24 protein-coding genes are annotated in these 23,689 nt (G+C 71.2%); 11 read left to right on the top strand and 13 right to left on the bottom strand.

Going from position 1 to position 23,689, the window contains the following annotated elements; translation table 11 throughout:
• The first annotated feature begins 114 nt into the window (after window positions 1–114).
• Both ABGB08_RS03225 and ABGB08_RS03230 read left to right on the top strand, forming a co-directional pair.
• Complete coding sequence (locus ABGB08_RS03225) at window positions 115–825, top strand: class I SAM-dependent methyltransferase (protein WP_347586032.1); 711 nt, start codon at window positions 115–117, stop codon at window positions 823–825.
• Between the two features lie 32 nt (window positions 826–857).
• Window positions 858–1,424 carry a hypothetical protein gene (locus ABGB08_RS03230; protein WP_347586034.1) on the top strand — a complete coding sequence of 189 codons (567 nt, stop codon included), beginning with the start codon at window positions 858–860 and terminating at the stop codon, window positions 1,422–1,424.
• Between the two features lie 31 nt (window positions 1,425–1,455).
• Here the strand turns inward: ABGB08_RS03230 and ABGB08_RS03235 are convergent, their stop codons facing one another.
• Window positions 1,456–2,031, bottom strand: a complete 576-nt coding sequence (locus ABGB08_RS03235; protein ID WP_347586036.1) for a PadR family transcriptional regulator — start codon at window positions 2,029–2,031, stop codon at window positions 1,456–1,458.
• An 82-nt stretch (window positions 2,032–2,113) separates the two neighbouring features.
• Here ABGB08_RS03235 and ABGB08_RS03240 point away from each other — a divergent pair, with 82 nt between their 5' ends.
• Window positions 2,114–2,275, top strand: a complete 162-nt coding sequence (locus ABGB08_RS03240; protein ID WP_347586038.1) for a hypothetical protein — start codon at window positions 2,114–2,116, stop codon at window positions 2,273–2,275.
• Between the two features lie 47 nt (window positions 2,276–2,322).
• Window positions 2,323–2,448, top strand: coding sequence for a hypothetical protein (locus tag ABGB08_RS03245; protein WP_347586040.1), 126 nt, complete (start codon window positions 2,323–2,325; stop codon window positions 2,446–2,448).
• Window positions 2,449–2,994: 546 nt separating this feature from the next.
• On the opposite strand, the gene ABGB08_RS03250 is transcribed toward ABGB08_RS03245, so the two are convergent.
• Window positions 2,995–3,933, bottom strand: a complete 939-nt coding sequence (locus tag ABGB08_RS03250; RefSeq protein ID WP_347586042.1) for an SDR family oxidoreductase — start codon at window positions 3,931–3,933, stop codon at window positions 2,995–2,997.
• A gap of 130 nt (window positions 3,934–4,063) precedes the next feature.
• Here ABGB08_RS03250 and ABGB08_RS03255 point away from each other — a divergent pair, with 130 nt between their 5' ends.
• Window positions 4,064–4,669, top strand: coding sequence for a TetR family transcriptional regulator (locus tag ABGB08_RS03255; RefSeq protein WP_347586044.1), 606 nt, complete (start codon window positions 4,064–4,066; stop codon window positions 4,667–4,669).
• A gap of 192 nt (window positions 4,670–4,861) precedes the next feature.
• On the opposite strand, the gene ABGB08_RS03260 is transcribed toward ABGB08_RS03255, so the two are convergent.
• The 3 genes from ABGB08_RS03260 to ABGB08_RS03270 are packed head-to-tail and all read right to left on the bottom strand — an operon-like array spanning window position 4,862 to window position 8,030.
• Window positions 4,862–5,638 carry an ABC transporter permease gene (locus ABGB08_RS03260; RefSeq protein ID WP_347586046.1) on the bottom strand — a complete coding sequence of 259 codons (777 nt, stop codon included), beginning with the start codon at window positions 5,636–5,638 and terminating at the stop codon, window positions 4,862–4,864.
• The gene (locus tag ABGB08_RS03265) at window positions 5,635–7,113 is read right to left on the bottom strand and encodes an ABC transporter permease subunit (RefSeq protein ID WP_347586048.1); all 1,479 of its coding nucleotides are present in this window, start codon (window positions 7,111–7,113) and stop codon (window positions 5,635–5,637) included. Before ABGB08_RS03265 ends, ABGB08_RS03260 begins: the two co-directional genes overlap by 4 nt.
• Window positions 7,110–8,030, bottom strand: coding sequence for an ATP-binding cassette domain-containing protein (locus tag ABGB08_RS03270; RefSeq protein WP_347586050.1), 921 nt, complete (start codon window positions 8,028–8,030; stop codon window positions 7,110–7,112). The genes ABGB08_RS03265 and ABGB08_RS03270 overlap by 4 nt, the downstream gene beginning before the upstream one ends.
• A gap of 119 nt (window positions 8,031–8,149) precedes the next feature.
• Between ABGB08_RS03270 and ABGB08_RS03275 the strand changes: the two genes are divergently transcribed.
• Together ABGB08_RS03275 and ABGB08_RS03280 are read left to right on the top strand one after the other, a co-directional pair.
• Window positions 8,150–9,322, top strand: coding sequence for a sensor histidine kinase (locus ABGB08_RS03275; protein ID WP_347586052.1), 1,173 nt, complete (start codon window positions 8,150–8,152; stop codon window positions 9,320–9,322).
• Window positions 9,319–10,005, top strand: a complete 687-nt coding sequence (locus ABGB08_RS03280) for a response regulator transcription factor (RefSeq protein ID WP_347586054.1) — start codon at window positions 9,319–9,321, stop codon at window positions 10,003–10,005. Before ABGB08_RS03275 ends, ABGB08_RS03280 begins: the two co-directional genes overlap by 4 nt.
• A gap of 323 nt (window positions 10,006–10,328) precedes the next feature.
• Here ABGB08_RS03280 and ABGB08_RS03285 read toward each other — a convergent pair whose 3' ends face one another.
• Window positions 10,329–11,777 carry a HAMP domain-containing sensor histidine kinase gene (locus tag ABGB08_RS03285; protein ID WP_347586056.1) on the bottom strand — a complete coding sequence of 483 codons (1,449 nt, stop codon included), beginning with the start codon at window positions 11,775–11,777 and terminating at the stop codon, window positions 10,329–10,331.
• On the bottom strand, window positions 11,774–12,487 hold the full coding sequence (locus ABGB08_RS03290; RefSeq protein WP_347586058.1) for a response regulator transcription factor: 714 nt from the start codon (window positions 12,485–12,487) through the stop codon (window positions 11,774–11,776). The genes ABGB08_RS03285 and ABGB08_RS03290 overlap by 4 nt, the downstream gene beginning before the upstream one ends.
• 53 nt (window positions 12,488–12,540) lie before the next feature.
• Here ABGB08_RS03290 and ABGB08_RS03295 point away from each other — a divergent pair, with 53 nt between their 5' ends.
• Window positions 12,541–14,547 (top strand): glycoside hydrolase, encoded by a 2,007-nt coding sequence (locus ABGB08_RS03295; RefSeq protein ID WP_347586060.1) that lies wholly within the window; start codon window positions 12,541–12,543, stop codon window positions 14,545–14,547.
• Window positions 14,548–14,671: 124 nt separating this feature from the next.
• Here ABGB08_RS03295 and ABGB08_RS03300 read toward each other — a convergent pair whose 3' ends face one another.
• Complete coding sequence (locus ABGB08_RS03300) at window positions 14,672–15,685, bottom strand: fibronectin type III domain-containing protein (RefSeq protein ID WP_347586062.1); 1,014 nt, start codon at window positions 15,683–15,685, stop codon at window positions 14,672–14,674.
• 309 nt (window positions 15,686–15,994) lie between these two features.
• On the opposite strand from ABGB08_RS03300, the gene ABGB08_RS03305 reads away from it, so the two are divergent.
• Together ABGB08_RS03305 and ABGB08_RS03310 are read left to right on the top strand one after the other, a co-directional pair.
• The gene (locus ABGB08_RS03305) at window positions 15,995–17,086 is read left to right on the top strand and encodes a MerR family transcriptional regulator (protein WP_347586065.1); all 1,092 of its coding nucleotides are present in this window, start codon (window positions 15,995–15,997) and stop codon (window positions 17,084–17,086) included.
• Between the two features lie 110 nt (window positions 17,087–17,196).
• On the top strand, window positions 17,197–18,501 hold the full coding sequence (locus ABGB08_RS03310; protein ID WP_347586067.1) for an MFS transporter: 1,305 nt from the start codon (window positions 17,197–17,199) through the stop codon (window positions 18,499–18,501).
• Window positions 18,502–18,511: 10 nt separating this feature from the next.
• Here the strand turns inward: ABGB08_RS03310 and ABGB08_RS03315 are convergent, their stop codons facing one another.
• Entirely contained in the window at window positions 18,512–19,441 is a 930-nt protein-coding gene (locus tag ABGB08_RS03315; RefSeq protein WP_347586069.1) for a sulfite exporter TauE/SafE family protein, read from the bottom strand.
• Between the two features lie 155 nt (window positions 19,442–19,596).
• Here ABGB08_RS03315 and ABGB08_RS03320 point away from each other — a divergent pair, with 155 nt between their 5' ends.
• A complete protein-coding gene (locus tag ABGB08_RS03320; RefSeq protein WP_155355905.1) occupies window positions 19,597–20,001 on the top strand; it encodes a VOC family protein in 405 nt (134 codons plus the stop codon).
• Here ABGB08_RS03320 and ABGB08_RS03325 read toward each other — a convergent pair.
• From ABGB08_RS03325 to ABGB08_RS03340, 4 genes are all read right to left on the bottom strand, one after another.
• On the bottom strand, window positions 19,994–20,995 hold the full coding sequence (locus ABGB08_RS03325) for an alpha/beta hydrolase (protein ID WP_347586072.1): 1,002 nt from the start codon (window positions 20,993–20,995) through the stop codon (window positions 19,994–19,996). The genes ABGB08_RS03320 and ABGB08_RS03325 overlap by 8 nt on opposite strands.
• 100 nt (window positions 20,996–21,095) lie before the next feature.
• Entirely contained in the window at window positions 21,096–22,940 is a 1,845-nt protein-coding gene (locus ABGB08_RS03330) for a GAF domain-containing protein (RefSeq protein WP_347586074.1), read from the bottom strand.
• 1 nt (window position 22,941) lies between these two features.
• On the bottom strand, window positions 22,942–23,352 hold the full coding sequence (locus ABGB08_RS03335) for a hypothetical protein (RefSeq protein WP_347586076.1): 411 nt from the start codon (window positions 23,350–23,352) through the stop codon (window positions 22,942–22,944).
• Entirely contained in the window at window positions 23,352–23,597 is a 246-nt protein-coding gene (locus tag ABGB08_RS03340) for a hypothetical protein (protein ID WP_347586078.1), read from the bottom strand. Before ABGB08_RS03340 ends, ABGB08_RS03335 begins: the two co-directional genes overlap by 1 nt.
• Between the last annotated feature and the right edge of the window lie 92 nt (window positions 23,598–23,689).

Consider the following 23,689-nt stretch of genomic DNA (forward strand, 5'->3'; position numbering starts at 1 on the left):
AAATATCCGCCGTCCGGGGCTCAGCAGGCCGTCCGGATCGGTGAACACGGCCATCCGCTTATTCCGGGCACGGCGTGGGGTGCTCGCCCGGCATCCGAGAAGTACCCTTTACTGGTGTTCTCGCCTCAAGGCCCCTCGCTGCGTGAACTGACGGTCCAGGCGCTGTCCTCGGTCGAGCGGGGCTACGACCTGCTCGCCCCGAAGTTCGACCACACGCCCTTTCGCACCTCCGATAGCGTTCTTGACGCAACCGCCGACGCGCTGCGCCCGCTCGGGCCCTTCGGGCAGGGACTGGACGTGTGCTGCGGCACCGGCGCGGGCATGCGGATCCTCAAACCCCTGTGCCAAGGACGGACCACGGGCGTCGACTTCAGCACCGGCATGCTCGCGCAGGCGCGCCGAGCACACCCGGACGCCGAGTGGGTACAGGCCGACGTTCGAGCCCTGCCCTTCGCCGAGACCTTCGACCTCGCGGTCAGCTTCGGAGCGCTCGGACACTTCCTGCCCGCCGAACGGCCCTCGCTCTTCGCCGGGGTGTACCGCGCGTTACGGCCTGACGGGCTCTTCGCCTTCCCGATCGGCGCGCCCCTGCCCATCACATCGCGCTGGTACTGGGCGCTGCTCGGATTCGACCTGGCCATGCAGGTGCGAAATGCCGTGTGGCGTCCCCCGTTCGTCATGTACTACGGCACCTGCCGGCTGCAGGCGGTTCGCAACGACCTGACAGCGGCCGGATTCACCGTGACGACGGTCCCCTTGACGGCCCTGGGCCGACGGGAGGACGGCAGCCCGCGGTGCCGGCTTGTCCTCGCCCGCAGAACTTAGGTGTACGCGCGGACGAGGGCATACTCGAAGCCATGCGTGTGGGGATAGCCCATCATCTCGGCTGGGCCGTGGCCGTCACGGCGTCGGCCGAGTACCAGGTGGTGGACCGCCGGCGGATCGAACTGATCGAGCCCGGCATGGCGGCGGCGCCCATCCACCACGAAGGCAAACCTCTCGACGATGCCGCGATTTCGGAGCTGGTAACCCAGGTGCGGGCGTCGGCGGCCCGGGCGACGTCAGCTTCGCTGGACGAACTCGCATCCGCGCTGCGAGAACCGATCGTCTCGGTTTCGCTCCGAGCCTGGCCTCTCGATTTCCCCGAAGACATCGCCGTCCAGCGACGCGCACCGTACGAGTCCCACGCCGACTCCATCATGTACCGCCAGATCCTGGCCGAACTCGCACACGCACGCGGCTGGATCGTCCACGCCTATGACGCCAAGAACGTGGAGAACCTAGCGGCCAGATTCCTGGCTGAGCGGACCGACGAGATCCTGTACGGCCCGCGGGCAACACTTGGGCCGCCCTGGGCGAAGGACCATCGAATGGCTCTCGCGGCGACAATCGTGGCCGGTCCGATGGTCCGACCCCGCCACTGACGCGCCCTCAACCTCATCGATGGGTGCCCGATCAGGGCCGTTCCCGTCCGGTACGGGCGGCGCGTTCGCTCAGCGTGCCAGCGGTGTACAGGCACCAGTCGCGTATCTCCCGCTCCAGACGGCATCCTCCCAGGCAGGACAGGTACGGCCCGATGCGGTCCCCCTCACGCAGGAACGAGTCCTCGTCCAGGTCACCACGAAGGCGGCTGAGCATCTTCTCGAACAACGCGAGCTTGGCCGCGGCCTCCTCCGCCCGCTCGTGGAGCTGGGCGATCACGGGCGCGGGGTCGAGCAGGTCGACGGCGTGCACTCTGACGGCCAGGTCGTCACGGATGAGCAGCGGTTTCGGCGGCGCCGCGGCGAAGGCGGCCAGCTCGCCGACACCGGCCTCGGTGACCGTGAACACCCGCTTGTTGGGGCGGCCTTGCTGGGCCACCTCCCGGCCCGCGACCAGGCCGTCTGCTTCCAGCTTGGCCAGCTCGGCGTACAGCTGCTGCGGAGCGGCATACCAGAAGTTGGCGACCCCCACATCGAAGATCTTGGTCAGCTGGTAGCCGCTGTATTCACCGTCGAGCAGTGCCACGAGCACCGCGTGCCGCAAGGCCATCCGCTAGTCATGTCCATGAGTAGTCATAGACATGACCGTAGTAGAGAACACCGTCCGGCACAAGCGGCAGTGTTGACCCCAGGTGTCGGCGCTCGTCCACCTGAAGAACGAGCTGGAGCAGACCCCCGGGACCGGCACGACCGTGCAGATGGTGCTCGGCGGCGTGCTCATCGCGGTGCTGTTCGAGCGGGTCAGCCCGGAGCTGCGGGGCCCGACGGCCGAGATCGTGGCAGCGGCCCGCTGAACACCACCGCCGCGAGCAGCACCAGCCCGCCGAGTACGGCCGCGACGGTGAGGCGTTCCCCGAGGAAAGCGACCGCGAGGGCCGTGGCCACCAGCGGTTCCACCAGCGCGACCACCGAGGCGGTGGTCGAGGGGACCACCCTCAGCCTCGGCGAAGAACAGCCCGTACGCTAGCGCGCTGGGAACCACGCCCAAGTAGGCCGGCAGCATCACGACGGTCACCGTGAAGCGGCCCTCGGGACCGAGTCCCGAACCCAGCGCGAACGGGAGCAGGCACAGCGATCCCACGGCGAAGCCGATCAGCGCGCTGCCGGCCGAGTCGCCGGTGCCGATGGCCCGGCCGAGCAGGATGGTTCCCGCGTAACCGACCGCTGACAGCAACGCCAGCCCGATGCCCAGGACCGGAACCGTGGCGCCCACGACCTGATCTCCGCCGGATGCGGGCGCGGTGGAGTCGACGGCTGGATCTCCGCCGGACACCAGCAGTATCAGGCCCGCCACAGCCGAGCCGATGATCAGGGCTCCCCGGCCGCCCAGGCGATCGTGGGAAGCCCCGCCGAGCTGATCGAGGCGGCCGCGGCAAGGGTGAGCGGGGCGTTCTTGAGATCGGCCGCCGACAGTGTCAGCCCGAGCCCGAGGACTTTGATCGGGGTGAAGCGGGGCCCTGATTGCCGAGCGCGGTCCGCCGCTCGGCCGTGTCCGCCTGCTGGGTGGCTACAGCTAGGCGGGCCGGTCGGTACGGAAGTAGTGGCCCTTCTCCAGGTCCTCGACCAGGCTCGGCTGGGTCGGTTGCCAGCCCAGCAGTTCGCGGGTCAGTTCGCTGGAGGCGGGGCTGTCGATGGCGAGGAAACCCGACAGCCAGGTGAAGTGCTCGGCCGCCTCGTCGGGGGAGACGGAGCGGGTCCGCAGGTTGAGGTGGCGGCCGATGACCTCGGCGATCGAGCGGATCGGCACGCCCTGGTCGGCGGTCGCGTGCAGGACCGATCCGGCCGGGGCGCTCTCCAGGGCGAGCCGGAACAGGTGTGCGGCGTCGATACGGTGCGCGGCCGGCCAGCGTTGGGAGCCGTCGCCGACGTAGCCGGAGACGCCCTTGTCGCGGGCGATGCCGACCAGAGCCGCCATGAACCCGGGGTCGCACTCGCCGTGCACGGTCGGCGGGAGCCGTACGACGGACGAGCGGATGTTGCGGTCGGCGAGGGCGAGGGTCAGGTGTGCGGTGCCCATCCGGGTCTGCGGGCCGCCGGTCAGGTGTGCGGGCAACGCGTCGGGCGTGCGGCCGTCCTCTTCGGTGGTCACCCGGCCCGGGGTGAGTCCGACCAGCCCGGATGCGAGCACGAACGGTCGGGCGGAACCGGCGAGGGCCTCCCCGAATGTCTCGACGGCGCGGCGGTCCGCGTCGGCGGCGCTCTGGAAGCCTCCCTGGAAGGCGATCTCGTGCTTGAACGCGAGGTGGATCACCCCGTCCGACGCGACGGCCGCGTCGCGCAGGACGTCGAGGTCGTCGAGCGTGCCGTGGACCACCTCGGTCCCGGCCTTGGTGAGGGCGGCGGCCGAGGCGCCCGAGCGGGCGAGCCCGACGACCTGGTGACCCGCGCCAATGAGTTCGGGTATGAGTGCGGAGCCGATCCATCCGGATGCCCCGGTGACGAAAACGCGCATGAGTAAGCCTCCAGCGTGGGCCGATCGTCCTCGCGCCGCGGGTGGGCGCCGGGCGACCGAACGATGTCAGTCACTGTCATCACACCGTAGCAGCTGATGTCAGTCACTGTCATCAGGTAGGATTCCGGACATGGGTCGATGGGAGCCGAACGCGCGCGGCCGGCTCGAACGGGCGGCACTGGAGCTCTACCTCGAGCGCGGCTTCGAACGGACCTCGGTGGCGGAGATCGCCGAACGGGCGGGGCTGACGGAGCGGACGTTCTTCCGGCACTACACGGACAAGCGCGAAGTGCTGTTCGCGGGTTCGAGGGCGCTGCAGGAGCTTCTCGTGGACACAGTCGCCCGTGTTCCCGAGCCCGCCACCCCGATGGAAGCCGTGGCGGCGGCCCTCGGGGCTGCCGCGGCCGTGCTGCAGGAACGCCAGGAGCATGCCCGCCGGCGCCAGGCCGTCATCGCTGCCAACGCCGAGCTGCAGGAACGCGAGCTGATCAAACTCGCCTCGCTGTCGGCCGCGCTCGCCGACGCGTTGCGGCAGCGCGGTGTCGACGACGCCTCCGCGAGCCTTGCCGCGGAGGCGGGCATCGCCGTCTTCAAGATCGCGTTCCGGCGTTGGACCGAACAGGCCGGGCAGAAGGACGACCTGGCGGTGGATCAGCGACCGGCTGGGCAGAAGGACTTGTCTCAGTTCATCGGAGAGTCGTTCGCAGGGCTCAAGGCGGTGACCGCGGGCACCTGACTCGCGATGTCCGGCCGGCTCGAATTCCGGGAGACCAAGCAACTCCACACCGGAGACGTTTGACCAGGACGGAGTCCCGGTGATTATTCGGCACGCCGATTTCCCTGACGGAGCGCGACGATGTCGCCGCCGACACGCTGCAGGAAGGCCGCACCCTCCACGGCCACCTCGAAGCCGATCATGCGGAGCTGATCAGACGTCGCGGAGGCGTACCAGGAGGCCTCCGGCCAGGAGCGCGGCCGCGGCCCAGGCGGCGAGGACGCCGAGTCCTGGCCACGGGCCGATCGGCAGAAGGTCCAGGTTCATGCTGGACTGGATGGCCAGCCCGGCGTTGGTTGGGGAGATCCGGAAGAGCAGCCGTTGCCAATCCGGGTCGGAGACCAGGTGGATGAGGATCGGGAAGAGGTAGAACAGGCCGAGCACGACGCCCATGGCCGCCGCCGAGTCACGGACGATCGCGGCGACTCCGAGGCAGAGCACGGCGATCAGGGTGAGGTAGAGAACCGAGCCCGCCGCCGCGCGGAGAACCAGGCCGTCGGTGAGGGACAGCAGCGGGTAGCCGTGCGCGGGCGTGAAGCCCCGGCCGGGCAGGATGAGCCGCCCGGCCAGCACCGACCCGAGCACGCCGGCGATGGCCGCGACCAGGGTCGGACCGGCGAGGACGGCCGCCTTGGCGCCGAGGACGGTGAACCTGCGGGGCATCGCTGTGAACGTCGTGCGGATCAGGCCGGTGGTGTGCTCGCCGGTGATCGCCAGCACGGCGAGGACCGCGACGACCACCTGGCTCAGCTGCACGCCGGTGAGAGCGAGCTTGACGACGTCGTGATTGCAGCGCGCCGAGGCGCAGGTGGTGGCGGCACCGGCCGCGGCGCCCAGGGCGACGGTCAGGACCGGGATCGCCAGCAGCACCCAGCCGGTGCCCGCGAGCGTGCGCAGTTTCGTCCACTCGGCGTGGATTTCGCGCTTCACGCGTCCCTCCGGCGGAGCAGGAGGACGGCCAGGCCGAGAGCCAGCAGGGCATAGGCGCAGAGCACCGCGAAACCAGCCCAGGGCGCCAGCGGATAGTAGCCCATCTGCGGCACATAATGCCCTTCGACCTGGAAATATTCGGGAATGCTCTGCTGGATCGCGAACGCGGCGGCCGGGGTCACCCGCAGCAGCCACTGCGACAACTCCGCCGGCAGAACGGACGCGGTCGTCAGGACGTGCGGGACGACGATCACCGCGATGGCCGTGATGACGGCCACCGCGCTGCGCCGGATCAACGCGCCAATGGCGAGCGCCAGCACGGCGGCGACGGCCAGCAGCGCGGCGGTCCCGACCACGACGCGCAGTTCGGTGGAGGTGCTCACCGGCAGGAGCTGATTGCCGTTCGCGCGGAGAATGCCGCTGCACAGGGGAACCGCGATGACCGCGGCGATCAGGCCGACGACGAACGTGACCACGCCGATCACCAGAGACTTGGCGACGAGCACGCGCCCCCGGCGCGGGCTGGCCAGCAGGGTGGTGCGGATCAGCCCGCGCCGGTACTCGGCCGTGATGAACATCACCGCCACCACGATCACCACGATCAGCCCCGTGTACGCCCCCGAAAGGGTGCGCTCGACGATCGCCCCCTCGATCCCGTACGGCCCGACATCGCCGGATCCGGACACGGTGAACGTGCCGCCGGACTCGCGGAAGGTGCCCTGGGAGAGCGCGGGCGCGCCGTCCTGGCCGCCGAGGTCGTCGTAGGTCCACGGGTTCCCGGCCAGGCTGACGTGGTCGAAGACGGCGGTGGCCTGGGTGAGCCGGCACTTCCCGATGGTTCCGCCGAGGTCGCCTTGCGTCACGGTCAGATCACACGGGGAGGCGACGAAGAGCCCCACCAGGGCATTCTTCTGCAACCCGGTCAGGCGGACCGTGCTGACCGTGGTCCAGTGGGTGCCGTCGGCCGACTCGGCGCCGGTGATCGTGTCGCCGGAGCGGGTCAGCCGCAGCCAGCGCGCCTCCCGGGAACCGGCCACGTCGTGCTCGTAGTTGTGCTGCATCCGCGCCCCATGACCGCCGGTGAGCATCATCGCCGCGTACGCGGACCCCGGCCGGACGCTTTCCTTGATCATGATTCCGGCCTTCGCCCACGGCACCACGCCGGGCACGATCTTGTCGTGATCCGGCGGCGGATAGGTGATGATCCCGGTCAGCGACGCCACCCGGGCGGTGACGCTGCCGTCGCCGTCCAGCGGCTGGTGCGCGAAGGAGAACCGGTCGTTCACCGCCAGCCCCTCGGGGCCGACCGGCAGGGCCGGGCAGACATCGCCCTCAGGACCCGAGCAGGAACTGTGACTGCCGGACGCCGTGAACACCCCGAGCAGCACGGTGATCAGCGCCGCCAGCGCCATCCCGAGCACCCAGCCGCGCACCGTCCTGAACTTGGTCCACTCCCCGCGCAGCAGGCCCGTCATCGCGCACCGTCCGCGCGGAACTCGACCGCGTCCCTGGTCAGCTCCATATACGCCTCCTCCAGCGTGGCCCGATGCCCGGCCACCTCCGAGAACGGCACCCCGTGCTCGGTCAGCAGCCCCACCACACGCTCGGCCGCCAGCCCGGCGACGGTGAGCGTGTCACGATCGGTGACGGCGACGGTGGCCCCCGCGTCCGCCAGCACCGTCATCGCCTCCGGCCGCGCCGTGGTCCGTAACCTCACCCGGTCGCCGGACGCGGCCGCGATCAACTCCGCCACGCTCGCGTCCGCGACCACCCGGCCCCGGCCGACCACCACGACATGTCCGGCCGTGTCCTGAAGCTCGCTCATCAGATGGCTGGACACCAGCACGGCACGGCCCTCGGCGGCCAGCGACCGCAGGAACCCGCGCATCCACACGATCCCCTCCGGATCGAGGCCGTTGAACGGCTCGTCGAGCATGAGCACCGACGGGTCGCCGAGCAAGGCGGCCGCCACGCCGAGCCGCTGCCGCATGCCCAGCGAGTAACCGCCCGCCTTCCGCCGCGCCGCGGATCCCAGCCCGACCAGCTCGACCACGGCGTCGACCCGGCCCGCGGTCAGGCCCTGGGAGTGGGCCAGCCAGAGCAGATGATTGCGCCCGGTCCGGCTCGGCTGCAGCGCGGCGGCGTCCAGCAGCGTCCCGACCTGGCTCAACGGCCTCCGCAGCGTGCGATACGGCTGCCCGCCGATCAACGCGTGGCCCTCGTCGGCCGCGTCCAGACCGAGGATCACCCGCATCGTGGTGGACTTCCCCGCGCCGTTCGGCCCGACGAAGCCGGTGACGTGCCCCGGCGTCACGGTGAACGTCATCCCGTCCAGGGCCAGGACCGGGCCGAACCGCTTGCGCAGCCCGCTGACCTCGATGTTCGCTTCCATGCCAGGCAGACTAGGCAACGCCGTACGGTGCGGTCGTCACGCGGCGGAGCCATCTTCGCCGGCCGGCCATCCCACGCGCGGGGGATGCCAGCGGCTCCCGGACCAGGGACAATGCTGGGGTGGACCGAACGTACGACCCGCGGATCGTCATGGTCGGGGCGCCTCTGGTGCTGCTGGCGGTGATCGAGTCCATCGCGCATGCCCGGGGTCCGGCCGGTCCGGACCTCGCGTTCGTGCTGTTCGCCGTGGCGACCACGCTGCCGCTGGTGCTGCTGTGGACGCAGCCGTTCGCGGCGGCCCTGGTCGTGTCCGCGGCGGCGGTCCTGTCGGTCACCGGTTTCCAGGCCTTGACGGTGGCGGGGATGGGCGCGCAGCTGGTGGCCGGCTACCGGCTCGGGCGCACCGGCTCGCCCTGGGCGGCGTTGCCGCTGGCCGCGCCGTTCCCGATCCTGGCGCTGGCGGGCGTGGAGGCGCGGACGATCACGATGGTGCTGGCCTGCCTGGCCCCGGCGGCGGCGCTGGCCGGGATCGCCCGGCGGGCCCACGATGACGCGGCGGCGAACACGGCGGCCCGGCAGGTGATCGCCGATTCGCTGCTGGAGCACACCGCGCGGGGTGAACGCGCGCGCATCGCCCGCGAGCTGCACGACGTGGTCGCGCACCATATCTCCATGGTGGCCGTGCAGGCGGAGAACGCCCGGCTGGCCACCCCCGGCATGCCGCCCGCCGGGGCCGAACGGCTGTCCGCGATCGGGGACACGGCCCGGGCGGCGCTGACCGAGATGCGGCGGCTGCTCGGCGTCCTGCGCGAGGACACGACGGCGGGGGAGCGGCCCCGTCCGGAGCTGACTCCTCAGCCGGGGCTGCGCCTGCACGAGGTCAACGACCTGCTGGACGAGGCCAGGGACGCGTCCGGGACGGGCACCCGGCTCATCCTGCGCGGGTCACCGGTCACGCTCGACCCGGGCGTCGAGCTCGCGGCGTACCGGATCATTCAGGAAGCGCTCACCAACGCGCGGCGGCACGCGCCCGGCGCGGCCGTCGACGTGGAGCTGCACTACGCGGGAGACGCGCTGCGGCTGTTCGTCCGCGACAACGGCCCCGGCCCCGCCATCAGCCACGGTCACGAAGACGATCGCGAAGGCAGCCGCGGAGACGGTCACGAAGGCGGTCATGGCCTGGCTGGGATGCGGGAACGGGCCACGGCCGTCGGTGGCGACCTGCGCACCGGGCATGCCGCCGGCGGCGGCTTCCTGGTCGAGGCCAGCCTGCCCGGAGAGGCGGCCGGATGAGCGTGATCCGGGTCGTGGTCGTCGACGATCACCAGGTGGTCAGGACAGGGTTCGCCGGGCTGCTGGACACCCAGCCGGACTTCCAGGTCGTCGGCACCGCCGGGGACGGCGCCGAAGCCATCCGTGTCTGCCGCGAAACCGCGCCGGACGTCGTGCTGATGGACATCCGCATGCCCGGCATGAACGGCATCGAGGCGACCAGGCAGCTCACCGGCCCGCGCGTTCTCATCCTCACCACCTTCGATCTCGACGAGTATGTCTACGACGCGCTCCGCGCCGGAGCCAGCGGTTTCCTGCTCAAGGACGTCACCGCCGAGCACCTCTTCGACGCCGTCCGCGTCATCGCCGACGGCCAGGCCCTCCTGGCCCCCGCCATCACCCGCCGCCTCATCACCGAGTTCGCCCACCTCACCCCGAAATCCGCGAAATCCTCAAAGTCCTCGAAATCCCTGAAACCGTCCACTCCCAGCACCCTCACCCCCCGCGAGACGCAGGTCCTGCGCCTCGTCGCGGAGGGCCTTTCCAACCAGGAGATCGCCGCCCGCCTCATCGTCACCGAGGAAACCGTGAAAACCCATGTCAGCCGCGTCCTCGCCAAACTCGGCCTACGCGACAGAACCCAGGCGGTCATCGCCGCGTATGAGACCGGCTTGGTCGTCCCTGGCGCGCAGGATCCGGGGTAGGCCGCCGGGAGTCGAGATCTCGCCGCTCGCCTTTGTACGGTCTGCGGCGCGGTTGAGGGTGGCGGTCAGTTCGGTGATGCGCTCGGTCGTGGCCGAACGCCTGCCACAGCGGCGCGGCCTGATCGGGCGTGGTGCTCCCGCGGGCGCACCTGCGGCACACCGGGTCCAGGCCATCGACGAGGATCACGCGGAACGCCTCCCCGCACATGAACGCGCAAGAAGCCGTGGATGCCGCGGTTCCAGACCACCAGCGGTTTGATCCCACCAGCAGATGGCTCCAGGAATCTTGCTGATTCCTGAGTGCCGGCGGAGCGGGGTGAGGCTCAGTCGTCCGTGTCGCCGAGCGGGTCGGCCGTGGGGAACACGACGCGGACGAGAGTGCCGCCGCCGTGCGCGTTCTCGACCGTGACCTGGGCGCTGTGGGCGGTGGTGACCTGCTTGACGATGGCCAGGCCGAGGCCGGATCCCGGCCGTGAGCGGGCGGCGTCGGCGCGGAAGAAGCGGTCGAACACGTGGGGCAGCGCGTCGGCCGGGATCCCGGGGCCGTGGTCGCGCACGGACAGCTCCCGGCCGGTGAGCCGGACGTGCACGGTCGATCCCGCCGGGCTGAACTTGGCCGCGTTGTCGACCAGGTTGGTGACCGCCCGGGCCAGCTGCCGCTGGACGCCTGGCAGGACGGTCGGCGTGAGGTCCGCGTGGAAGGTGACGGCCGGCCAGTTCCGGCGGGCGGCGCGCAGGCAGTGTTCCACCAGCGAGTCCAGACGCACGTCCTCGGTGTCCTCCCGCGCGGCGGCGTCGGGGTCGTCGCCGCGGGCCAGCTCGAGCAGGTCGGTGACCAGCCCGGTCAACTCGCCGGCCTGCACGCGCAGGACCTCCAGGGTGGCCGCCTGCCGCGCCGGGGAGAGCCGGTCGGCGCGGCCGAGCAGGTCGATGCTGGTGCGCAGGGAGGTGAGCGGCGTGCGCAGCTCGTGCGAGGCGTCGGCGACCAGGCGGCGCTGGGCGTCCAGCGACTGCTGCCTGGCGTCCAGCGCCCCCTGCAGCGCGGCGAGCATCGTGTTGAAGCTGCCGGCGAGCCGCCCCAGCTCGTCGCGGCGGTTGACGCGGATCCGCCGCCGCGGGTCCTGGGTCGCGGCGACCTGCTCGGCGGCGGCGGTGAGGGCGGCCACGGGCGTGAGCCCCGCGCGGGCCACGGCGAACCCAGCGGCCGCGGCCATCGTGACGCCGACCGCCGCGGCCACGCCGAGGGCGATCCCGATACGGTGCAGGCTCGTGTCCACGCGGTCGGAGCGTACGGCGACCTGGACGGCGGCGCCCTCGTCCAGCGGGGCGGTGAGCAACCGGGCGGCATGGCCGTCCAGCACGATGTCGCTGTAGTAGGCGGCCAGGGTGCCAGCCGCCACGGCGCGGGTCCGCTCGGAGACCGGCAGCCCCGGCTCGGACCCGTCGCGAGGGGTGGCGGTCCCGTCCGCTAGGACCGTCTGGACGCAGGCGGGCGCCGCCAGCACCGTGCACGGCCCGGCGGGGCTCCACGCCTCGGGCTGCGCGGCATGCAGCCGCTGCGCGCGGCGGGCTTCACGGGTCAGCTCGAGGTCGATGGCGCGGTGCAGCTCGTGGTCGACCACGAGGTAGGCGGTCGCGGCCATGCCCGCCAGGCCGACGCCGACGACGACGGCGCTGACGAGCGCGATCCGCAGCCTTAGCGGCGGGGGGTGCCGCGCCGGGATAAGGCGACATGCCAGTGCCCGCAAGCGTCGTGTCGGGGTCTCGGTCATGGCGACTCCAGGCGGTAGCCGATGCCGCGCACGGTGTGCAGGAGCCGCGGCTCGTCGGCGGCTTCCAGCTTGCGGCGCAGGTAGCGCACGTAGACCGCCAGCGAGTTGGACGCCGGCCCGAAGTCGTACCCCCACACCCGGTCCATGAGCACCTCGCTGGGGATCGTCTGCCCGGCGTTGCGCAGCATGACCTCCAGGAGCGCGAACTCAGTGCGGGTGAGCTGGATGACCCGCTCGCCGCGGCGGACGTGGTAGCCGGCGGTGTCCACCACGAGGTCGGCGCACCTGAGTATGGCCGGGTCCGGCGGGTAAGCGCGCCGCAGCAGCGCCCGTGTCCTGGCCAGCAGCTCGCCGAGGTCGAACGGCTTGACGAGGTAGTCGTCGGCTCCGGCGTCCAGCCCGGCGACCCGGTCGGCGACCGCGTCGCGGGCGGTGAGCATCAGGATCGGCGTCCTGTCCCCGCCGGTCCTGAGCCTGCGGCAGACGGTGAGACCGTCCACGAAGGGCATCAGCACGTCGAGGACGATGACGTCCGGCCGCCAGCCGGGGACCTCGGTCAGCGCCTCGCCCCCGCCGCCGCAGGCGCGCACGGTGTAGCCCTCGCTCTCCAGGCCGCGCGCAACCGACTCCCGCACCCAGGAGTCGTCCTCGACCACCAGCACCCGCGCGCCGCCGCTCTCGCCCTCCGCGCCTTTCACGCTTGCGGACATCTGTCGCCGGTCATCTCATCTCGCTTTCATCCGTCATCCATAGCTTGCCGCGCATGATCAGAATTCGAGCAGCAAGTATCTGGCAGATCCTGCCCCTGGTCGGCCTGGTCCTGGCGGCCGGAGCCTGTACCGGGGCCACTCCCGGGCCCGCCGCGGCACGGGTGTGCGCCGAGACCGCCGCCCCCGCATCCGCGGGCGCGGCCCGGATGGACGGCGGTGACCTGGTGCTGCCGCTGGCCGGCGGCAAGGCGGTCGTCCAGGTCTCCTCGCTGGCGGTCACCGGCCGCCTGACCGGCGGCGGCGCGCTCGCCATGTCCGCCCCCGCGACGGCGCGACTCGGGCCGCCCGGCCCGGTCACCCTCGCTGGTGGTACGGCGAGCTGGTCCTACCCGGAGCATCAGCTGAAGGTCACCGTCAGGAGCGACCGCGGTCGGCTGGTGGTCACCATCCGCGCCGCGCGGGACGGCTCGCTGACCTGGCCGGTGTCTGGGCTGGACCCGGCCGCCACCGCCATCCAGCTCCCGCGGGGGGAGGGGCTGTCGCTCCCGGTGGATGACCCCTGGTGGAACACGAAGGGGCTGGAGGTCGCGGGCTCGGAGTCCGCGCTGACCGGTGGGCTGACGATGCCGTTCTGGGGGCACACCGCCGGCGACCGCGGCGTCAGCTACCTGGTTCCCGACGGCATCGGCACCACCCTGCGGCTGGTGTCGGACGACGGCCGGCTGCACGCCGAGGCCGAGCACGCCTTCTCCGCCCGCGGCGGCACCCGCACGTACACCGTCAGCTTCGCGCTCACCGGCTGCTCGCCGGTCGCCGCCGCACTGGACTACCGGCGCTGGCTGGCCGAGCACGGGCAGCTGGGGTCGCTGCGGGAGAAGATCGCCGCCAATCCCGCGACCGGTCGGCTGCTCGGCGCCTTCCACGCCTACCTGTGGGGCTCGGCACGCGGCGCGGACGCGGTGGCGGAGCTGCGGCGGCTTGAGATCAGCCGTATGTGGCTGGGGTACGCCACCGACGAGCCGATGACCGCGCAGGCGGTCGCCGCGGCCAAGGAGGCCGGCTATCTCGTCAGCCCCTACGACTCGTGGGACAACGCCCAGGACCCGCGCGGCGCCGACACGCGGACCTCGGTATGGCCTGGCCGGATGTACCCGGACGCCTGCATCCGCACCAAGAAGGGGCAGATCCTGCCGGGCTTCCAGGACCGCGGCTGCTACCTCAGCTCCGCGGCGCTGGCCGCGTCCGAGCCCCGGCACGGTTACCTGGCCGGCCGCGTGGACGAGATGACCCGCAACGGCGCCGACAGTTACTTCCTGGATGTGGACGCCGCCGGTGAGTTCTTCGACGACCACAGCGCCGAGCACCCGATGACCAAGGCGCAGGACCGGGACAACCGGCTGGCGCGGATGCGGTACGTGTCGGCCGAGCGCCGGCTGGTGCTGGGCTCGGAGACCGCGGGGAGCTGGGCGAACACGGTGCTGGCCTACAGCCACGGGTCCTCGACCCCAGCGGCCGACCAGCTGTGGCCGCTGGAACGGGATCGTGAGCGGTGGGGCGTGTGGTGGCCGCCTGCGGCGCCCAAGCACTTCTTCCAGCCCGTCCGCCTGCCCGCCGACCTGGCCAAGGCCATGTTCGACCCGGCTTACCGGGTGCCGCTGTACGAGACCGTGCTGCACGACTCGGTGATCAGCCTGGACCGGTGGGAGCTGTCCTACTACAAGCTGCCCGACCAGCAGGTGGACAGGGCGCTGCTGGCGGTGCTGTACAACACGCCGCTCAACTTCGTCTTCGGCCCCGGCACGCTGGGAGAGCACGGCGCGGAGATCGCTGAGCTGCAGCGGTTCTTCGCGCCGCTGCACCAGTCCGCCGGTGCCGAGCCGATGACCGCCTTCCGCTGGGTGACCGCCGACCACCAGGTGCAGCAGACCCGCTTCGGCGACGGGACGCTGACCGTCACCGCGAACTTCGGCGACCAGGAGTACCAGGGTCTCCCGGGCGGCTGCGCCGACGCCCGCCTCCGCGGCGACAGCACTCCCCGCCGGCTGTGTCTGCCACTCTGATCTGGTCATTCGATCGACAACGATCCGATCGTACGGCAGGCACGAGGGAGGGCCGATCATGGCGATCGGCCCTCCCTCAACTGCCGTTGACGTCACCGCGCGGGATACGTGAACACCTTCCTGCTTATCCGCAGTAGCTGATGCCCCACTGGATGTTGTCGGTAATCGCGTTACTCGGCGCCGACGCGTTCCCCGCGGCGTCGACCGCCACGATGGTGACGGTGTTAGGCCCGAAGATCTCCGTGTAAATGATGATTCTGCCCGAGAGGCCCTTGAAGACATCGCTGATGGTGCCGTTGATCCGGATCTCGTACTCCACGGCCGTGGCCGGGGTGACGTCGTCAGTCGCGGCCGTATAGTTCACGAGCAGTTCCTCAGGGCACACACTGGTGCCGAGGCCCCCGGCCTGGGTCAGGGTGGGAGTCGTGGGCGCCACGGTGTCGTTGGCGGCATCGGTGGTCACCGTGACCGGGGCGCTCGCCGCCGACACGTTGCCGCCGCTGTCCACGGCGCGTACGGACAGGTTGTAGGTGGTTCCAGGCTCAAGTTGCCGGACCCATGCCTTGGACACGGTGGTGACCGGGCTTCCGGCCGGCCTGGTGTCGAAGACGTTCGGGCTCGGCGCCCCGTTGACCAGAACCTGGTACTTGATCGGTCCGAAGTCGTCGGTCGAGTTCGTCCAGGTCAGCAGGACCTTGGACGCGGTAACGCCGTCGACGGGGAATCCGTGGACGTTGTTGGCCAGGGCGAGGCCGGAGGGAGCGGAGGGGGCGACGACGTCGGGCTGAGTGGTGACGTTAAGGATGCTGCTCGGCCCGGACACGCGGATGCCGTCCGAGGCATAGACGCGGAAGGCGTACGTTGTCCCTGGGTGTAACCCGTTGATAGTCGTTGATGTGGTCGGATGGTTGACGAGCACGACGGTGTCGAGTCCTGGAGCCCATACCGAATAGGAGACGACTCTGACATTGTCGGTGGAGGGGCTCCAAGTCAGCGTCACCCCGGTTTGCGTCACTTGGGTCGCGCGTAGATTGCCTGGAATGGACGGTGGCTTAGTGTCGGGTGCGGCGACCGCCGGGCTCGTGGCCAGCAGGATCAAACCTGCGGCGACCGCGAGGGACTTCAGGGCTGTGCGCATAAATCCGCCTCTCTCATCATGTCCGCGTATGTGTTACTTCTGCCAGCCCGTTACGGATTCGCCCTCTCGTAACAGATTGGTAACACCACCACAGGGCACCTGATACACGCCTGAACCCTCCGTTGCGGCGCTCCTCCCGTTCCTTGGTGGGCATGATCTGGGACAGTCGGCCGCGTGGCGGGATAGATGGCCTGGTCGTTCCTGGTGTGCGGGGTTCGAGATAGTTCGGGGTGATGTATGGACCTTGCCCTTGGGTGAAGGCGCAGCATCGTGGTGCCGGTTCTTCCGACCGGTGCGAGGAGGGGTGGTGTGGGGCTGCTGACGATCGGGGCGTTCGCCCGGGCCGCGCGGTTGTCGCCGAAGGCGCTACGGCTGTATGACGAGCTGGGACTGCTCCCACCGGCCGCGGTGGACGGGGAGTCGGGGTATCGCTTTTACGATCCGGCCCAGCTGGAGCGAGCCCGGCTGATCGCGTGGCTGCGGCGGCTGGGCATGCCGCTGGCCCGCATCCGCCAGGTGTGCGAGCTCGAGCCCGAGGCCGCGGCCGAGCAGGTCGCCGCCTATCGGGCGCAGATCGTGGCGGAAACCGCCGCGCGCGAACAGCTGGCCACCTTCCTCGTCGACTACCTGTCAGGACGGGGAAGCGCCGTGGACAACACCGAAACCATGATCGGAATCCGGTACGCGGCCCGATCGGATGCGGGGCCGGTCCGCACGAGCAACGAGGACGCCGCCTACGCGGGCGCCCGCCTGCTCGCGGTGGCCGACGGAACGCGCGGTCCCGGCGGGAATCTCGCCAGCGCGGCCGCCATCGACGCGCTCAAACCGCTGGAGGCGCTGGAGACCCTGAACTCGACGGCCATGCCCGCCGGTGACCTGCTCGGCGCGCTCGCCGACGCCGTCAACCAGGCGGACAAGGTCATCCAGGTCATCGCCGAGGCAACACCCACGGGTGAGGCGGTCACGACGCTGACCGCGATGTTGTGGTCGGGCTCCCGGCTCGCGCTGGTGCACATCGGCGACACCCGGGCATACCTGGTGCGCGACGGTGAGCTCTTCCAGATCACCCACGATCACACCTACGTGCAGTCGCTGGTCGACGACGGCCGCCTCAGCCCGGCGGAGGCCGCCTCGCATCCGCAACGTTCGCTGCTGGTCCGCGCGCTCACCGGCACCGGCGGGCCGCAACCCGACCTGTCCGTGCACACGGCCGAACCCGGCGACCGCTACCTGCTGTGCTCAGACGGGCTGTCCACTGTCGTCGCGACCGAGTCCCTGCGGCGTGTGCTGACCGGCACGACGGACCCCGAGCAGGTCCTCGACGAGCTGGTCGGACTGGCCTACGCCGCGGGTGCGCCGGACAACATCGCCTGCGTGGTAGCCGACGTGGTGACCCTCTGACATCGCGCAGCAGCGCGAACCACATCCTGATCTGGACGTCGCGGCCGATGCGCTGACCCGACTCCAGATCGTGGCGGCGAGACCTGCCTGCGAGAAAACATGGTGCCCCAGTGACCTACACAGTGGACCGGCGTCCCCTGGAGATCCCTGCCTTCCGGCGGTTGTGGGCCGCTTCGGTGGTCGGCGCGGTCGGCGGCTCGTTCAGCGTTGTCGCGGTGCCGACCCAGCTGTTCACGATGACCGGCTCATCCGCGACCGTCGGTGCGGCGGCCGCGGTGTCGTTCGGTGCCCTGGCCGTCGCCTCCTTATGGGGCGGGGCCCTCGCCGACATGGTGGACCGCAGGCGGCTGCTCCTAGCCGCGCACGGCGGTCTCGCCCTGACCTACCTGGCGCTGTGGGCTCAGACGGCATGGGGCGGACGCTCGGTCCCCGTCCTGCTGGCGCTGGTGGCATGCCAGGGCCTGACCTTCGGGGCGATCATGGTGACGATGGGTGCCGCGGTGCCCCGGGTCGTACCCACCGACCTGCTGACCGCGGCCAACAGCCTGAGTTCGCTCGTCAGGTACGGCGGATCGATCGTGGGCCCGCTCCTGGCGGGAGTACTGATTCCGGTCGCCGGGCTCGGCACGCTCTACCTGTTCGACGCCGTGGCATTGCTGGCCGTGCTGTGGGCGGTCGCCAAGCTGCCGCCGATCCCACCGAAACCCCGCCCGGCCACGACATCGACCGGCCAGCGCCCGCCTGTGCTCGGCCGCCCGGCCACGGCGCCGGGGGACCGGCGTCCGTCCACGTTCGGGCACGTGCTGGCCGGATTCCGCTACCTGCTCACCAGCCGGGTTCTGGTCGCCGTGCTGGCGGTGGACCTGGCCGCGATGGTCTTCGGGATGCCCATCGCGCTCCTCCCCGAACTGGCGGAACGCACCTACGGCGGCCCGGCCGGAGGAGGTGTCGAGCTGGGCCTGCTCTACGCCGCGTACCCAGCCGGGGTCTTCGCGGCCGGGCTGATGTCGGGAACGTTCACGCGCGCCCGCCGTCACGGCGCCCTGATGGCGTCCGCCGCCGCCGTCTGGGGCGGGACCGTCGTGGTCCTCGGCCTCGCGCCGCACCTGTGGCTCGCGCTCGCGGCGCTGACGCTCGGCGGCGCGGTCAACTTCGTGCTCAGCACCTTCCGCAACGCCATCTCCCAGGCGTACACCGACGACGCCCTGCGCGGCCGGATCCAAGGCTCCCTCACCGTCGTGCTCCAGGGCGGCCCGCAACTCGCCCACCTGCTGCACGGGGCCGCCGCCTCGGCATTCGGCCCCCAGCTGACGATCTGCGCCGGCGGCCTGCTCACCGTGACGACCGTCACCGCGATCGTACGGCTGTCGCCTCACCTGTGGCACTACACCGCCGACGACGCGCATGGCCGTTGAGATGCGGAAGTTAGGCGCGAGCGGTTTCCTCTTCCGGGGCAGGGCCCAGGAGTTCGGCGTCGGCCGCCTCGATGGCCTTCTCGCGGTGGTGCTCGCGGGCCGAGTAGGCGACCGCCGCCGCCCACAGCGCCGCGATGGTGACGTACGCCACGGTCTGGACGCCGCCGGGCGCGTCCACCCATTCACCGCGCAGCAGCGTACGCACGTTGGTCAGGACAATAACGCCGCCCACCGCCGAGCCGAGGATGCGCGGTGGGATGTGGCGGACCAGCCAGGCCGCGATCGGGGCGGCGATCACGCCGCCGAGCAGGAGCACGCCGACCCAGGCGAAGTCGATGTTCTCCGAGCCGAGGCCGGCCAGGAAGCCGGCGCTGGCCGCGATGGCGACCAGGAACTCGCTGGCGTCGATGGAGCCGATCACCTTGCGCGGCGGGATCCGGCCGCTGGCCAGGATGGCGGGCGTGCCGACCGGGCCCCAGCCACCGCCGCCGGTCGCGTCCACGAAACCCGCCACCAGGCCGAGCGGGGCCAGGAACCGTTTGCGCAGCGGCTTGCCCAGGTTGCCGCGGGGCAGGCCGTACGCGGTGAAGCGGATCAGGACGTAAAGCCCCAGGGACAGCAGGATGATCGACATGATCGGGGCGGCGAACTCGGTGGACAGGCTGGACAGGAAGGTGGCCCCGGCGAAGGCGCCGAGCGCGCCCGGAACGCCGATCTTGCCGACGACCTTCCAGTCGATGTTGCCGAACCGCCAGTGCGCCAGGCCCGAGGCGAGCGTGGTGCCGATCTCGGCCAGGTGCACGGTGGCCGAGGTGGCCGCCGCGCCGGTGCCCGCGGCGAGCAGGAGCGTGGTCGAGGTGACGCCGTAGGCCATGCCGAGGCTGCCGTCGACGAGTTGAGCGGCGAAGCCGACCAGCCCGAGCAGGATGAGCGACCGCACCGCATCACCTTTCCAATAATTCCTACTTTCCCGATGGTAATTATTGTTTACAGGCCCATATGCCCGTCAAGGCCCGTCTCAAATTCGCGTGTTGCGGAGCCGAACTGTCGGTGACGGAGCGTAGCGTGCCATGCAGACACCGAGAGGAGCAGGACATGCTGCGGGGGCTCGCCACGATCAGTTTCTTTACCGACGACATGCCGGCGGCGGTCGACTGGTATGCCGAACTCCTGGGCCTGGAGCCGTGGTTCACCCGGCCGGGCCCCGATGGGCGGCCCGCCTACGTGGAGTTCCGGATCGGCGACCATCAGCAGGAACTGGGCCTCATCGACCGCCGCTACTCACCGCACGGCCAGCTCAGCGGCCCGGGCGGCGCGGTCGCCTACTGGCACGTGGACAATCTGGACGCCGCCTGCGAGCGGCTGCTGGCCATGGGCGCCAAGGAACACGAACCCAGGACCGAACGGCACCAGGGGTTCGTGACCGCGTCGTTCGTCGACCCGTTCGGCAACATCCTGGGCGTCATGATCAATCCGCACTACCTGGACATGCTCAGGTGAGGTGGGCGCCGAGCGCGGCGAGGAACTCGGCCGGCTTCTCCAGGTGCGGGCTGTGGCCGCAGTCGTCCAGGACGACCTCGCGGTAGTTGCCGTAGGCGGTGAGGGCGGCCCTGGTCTGGGTGATCATCGGCTGGCCGGGCGTGCCGGGGGAGCCGGGGATGACGCCGAGCACGCCCAGGTGGGCCAGGTCGAACAGCGAGGTGTCGGAGACGATCACGTCGTCGGCGCCGCGGATCCACAGGATGGGCGGCTTGGGGTCGATCTCGGCGAGATCCAGGCGGAAGTGGGTGGGCGCGAGGCAGTTCAGGACGCCGCGCGTGCCGGGGGCCAGGCCTGGCCACGCGGTGGAGGTGGCGGCGTCGCCCGGGTAGTGGCCCTCGCCGACCCGCGTGGTCAGCATCGAGTCGACGTAGAAGTCCTCGTCCTCGATGACCGTGCCCGGCTTGACGTAGGCGGTGCGGAAGACGTTGCGGGGAGCCAGCGGGGACTCGTCCGACCGGTCGCCCTCGGCCAGCAGCTTGACGAAGTCGGGGTTGGCGCCGCCCGCGCCGGACCCGGTCCCGTCGGCGTGGGTCAGCGCGCCGTCCGCTCCCTCGGTGCCGCCGAACCCGTACGGCGAGACGGGATTGACCAGCGTCACACTCGCCACCACCCCCGGCCGATCCCGCAGCGCCTGCAGGACGACCCCGCCCCCCATGCTCCAGCCGACCAGGTGCACCCGGTCCAGCGCCAGCGCGTCGATCAGCGCCAGCACGTCGTCGGAGTAGTCCCGCAACCCCCGGGTGGCGTCGACCGGCTCGGGATCGGTCTCCCCGAATCCACGCAGATCCACCGCTAGCGGCCGGTGCGTGCCGGCCAGCGCGCGCAGCGCGTCCCGCCAGAAGGCGCTCGAGGACACGTTGCCGTGCACGAACAGCACGGCCTCACCCTCCGCTCCGGGCACGGTCAGGACGTTCTGGGTCAGGCGGGACGTGGCGATCCGCTCGTTTTTCATGCCACCGGCTCCTTTGTCGCGTGGGTTGGCTCACCGTACGCAGCGGACCGCCGCCGCGACTATGGCGATTCGGTACATACCTCACGCACCTGCCATGGGGTCAGGGGCCATCCCGCAGGCGGTGCAGGCGCAGCGCCAGCTGGATCTCCAGGGCGCGCTCCGGCTCCTGCCAGCCGGCGCCCAGCAGCTGGCCGATCCGGTCCAGGCGCTGGGTGACGGTGTTGACGTGGATGTGCAACGTCTCGGCCGTACGGGACAGGGAGCCGCCGGAGCCGAAGTAGGCGGCCAGGGTCGCGCGCAGCTGGGTGCCGCGGCGGGCGTCGTAGTCGACGACCGGGCCGATCGTGCCGGCCAGGAACGCGGGCACGTCGCGGCCCTCGCCGATGAGCAGGCCGACGAAGCCCAGTTCGGCCGCGCTGGCGCCGTCCCCGCCCCGGCCCAGCGCCCGTAGCGCGTCCGCGCACCGCTGGGCTTCCTGGTACGCCTCCGACAGCGGCCCGCCGAGCACCGCCGCCGCTCCCGCGGTGGCCGGATGGCCGAGCGAGGCGGTCAGCTCGGCGGCGGCGCGGCGCGCCAGGACGCCGGGTTTGTCGCCCGGCAGCAGCAGGATGACCTCGTGCCCGCGGGCGGCGGCCAGCCCGTGGGCGAGCGCCGCCTGCGCCGAGGCCCAGAACGCGGCGCGTTCCCGCTGGCCGTCGTGGCGGGCGACGACCAGGACGTGCGGTTCGTCCAGGTGCACGCCGAGGCGGCGGGCCCGGTCGTGCAGCCCGTCGAGTTCTGGCCGGAAGACGAGGTCGTCCAGCAGCTCGCCGCGTACCCGGCCTTCGGCGTCGGCGACGCTGCGGCGGAACAGCAGCAGCAGCGCGGTGACCTGCGCGGCCCGTTCCAGGATGCGCTGGTCGGTGTCGGTCGGCCGGGCCGCGGTGCGCAGCACCAGCGTGCACAGCGGGGCCGCGCCCACGTCCACCGAGGCCACGAACACCTCGCCGCGCCGGACCGTCCGGCCGAGCGCGCGGGACGAGCGCGCCGCCTCCGACACGCCCGCGTCCAGGTCGGCCGCGTCCCCCACCAGCGGCCGCCCCTCCTCGTCGAGCACGGTCAGCCGCCCGCCCAGCACCTCGGTGACGACCGCCGCCACATCCTCCACGCCGCCGCCGCGCAGCACCAGGCCGGTCATCCGGTCGTGCGCGGCCGCGGCCCGCTCGATCGCGTCGCTGTGCGCCCGGATGAGCGTGTTGGCCTCGCTCAGCTCGGTCAGCGCGGCCCGCGTCTCCTCCAGCAGCCGCGCCGTGTCGATCGCCACCGCCGCGTGCGCGGCCAGCGAGGACAGCAGCGCGACCTCTTCGGGCGCGAACGGCCGCGCGCTCCGGTTGGCCGCGAACAGCACCCCGATGACCTGCGCCCCCAGCCGCAGCGGCACCCCGAGAATGGCGACGAGCCCCTCCTCGTGCACCGCGTCGTCGATGGTGACGGTGTGCCGGAACCGCTCGTCGGCGAAATAGTCCGCCGTGTTGTACGGCACGCCCGACTGCGCCACCAGCCCGCCGAGCCCCGCCCCCATCGCCAGCCGCAACCCGCGGAACCGCGCGGCCGAGGACCCGTCGGTCACCCGCATGAACGTGTCCCCCCGCTCGGGGTCGTTCAGCGTCATGTACGCGACGTCGGTGCCCAGCAGCTGCCGGGCCCGCCGCACGATCGCCGCCAGCACCGCGTCCAGATCCCGCAACCCCGCGAGGTCCCCCGCCGTGTCGAACAGCGCCGACAGCTCCGCCTCCCGCTTGGCCCGCCGCCGCAACATGCCCCGCACCCGCAGGGCCGCGACCTTGTCCCGCTCCAGCCGCTCCAGCGTCTCCGCCCCGGCCCCCTCGGCCCGCGCCCGCAGCACCGGCCCCTCGAACTCGACGGCCGAGGCTTCCCGTACGAGCAGCTCCAGGAACACGTCCATGTCAGGCGCTTCGGCGAGCCACGGGCGGGTTGGTACGGATCTGCTGGATGCGCTGCTTCGTCAACCCAAGCAGCTCGCCGATATCAGCGTCGGACAGCCCGAGCCCGGCGAGCTGGTCCACGCGCGCCTTGGCCGTCCTGCTGTAATCCTCGGCGATCGCCGCCGCTTCCCGCTGCAGCCGCGCGAACGCCCGCAGATCCTCCTCGGTGAGACCCGGCAGGGTGTAATGGAAGACCGGAACGGGCAGCTGATCGCGATCACCGAACAGGAAGGGCAACCCTTCGGCGATGTCCGCCTGGAGCTCCTTGAGGGAGTGCGCGGACATGCCGCCCGCCACCCCGGACAGCACGGCCAGCCACAAACTGCCCGTTTTAGAAACATGAACATCAACATGCGGCTCGTGGGTCGTCATCAGTCCTCCAGCCAGTCTTCGCCGAACAAGGGCGCCAGACCGCGTTCGAGGGCTTCCACCAGAGATGGCGTCTCGCCCGGATAAAGTGGCACGGCGGCACGGGCTGCGACACGGCCCTGAGCGTCCCACAACAGCAGGAATCGCTGGCGTTTGGTCGATTCGGCCCAGTCACAGCGCAGCCCATGGGCACGGGCCAGCCCGACAATCCGATCCCGGATGGCCGCGTAGTCGTCTCGTTCCACCACACCCGGCAAGCTATATCTCTTGCCTCACACCGGCAACACCACTTGTCGATTCGGCATCGACCGGCGGCGGAATCACGATCGTGGACGACATC

Source organism: Acrocarpospora sp. B8E8 (genome assembly GCF_039871605.1).
GTDB classification, from domain to species: Bacteria; Actinomycetota; Actinomycetes; order Streptosporangiales; family Streptosporangiaceae; genus Acrocarpospora; species Acrocarpospora macrocephala.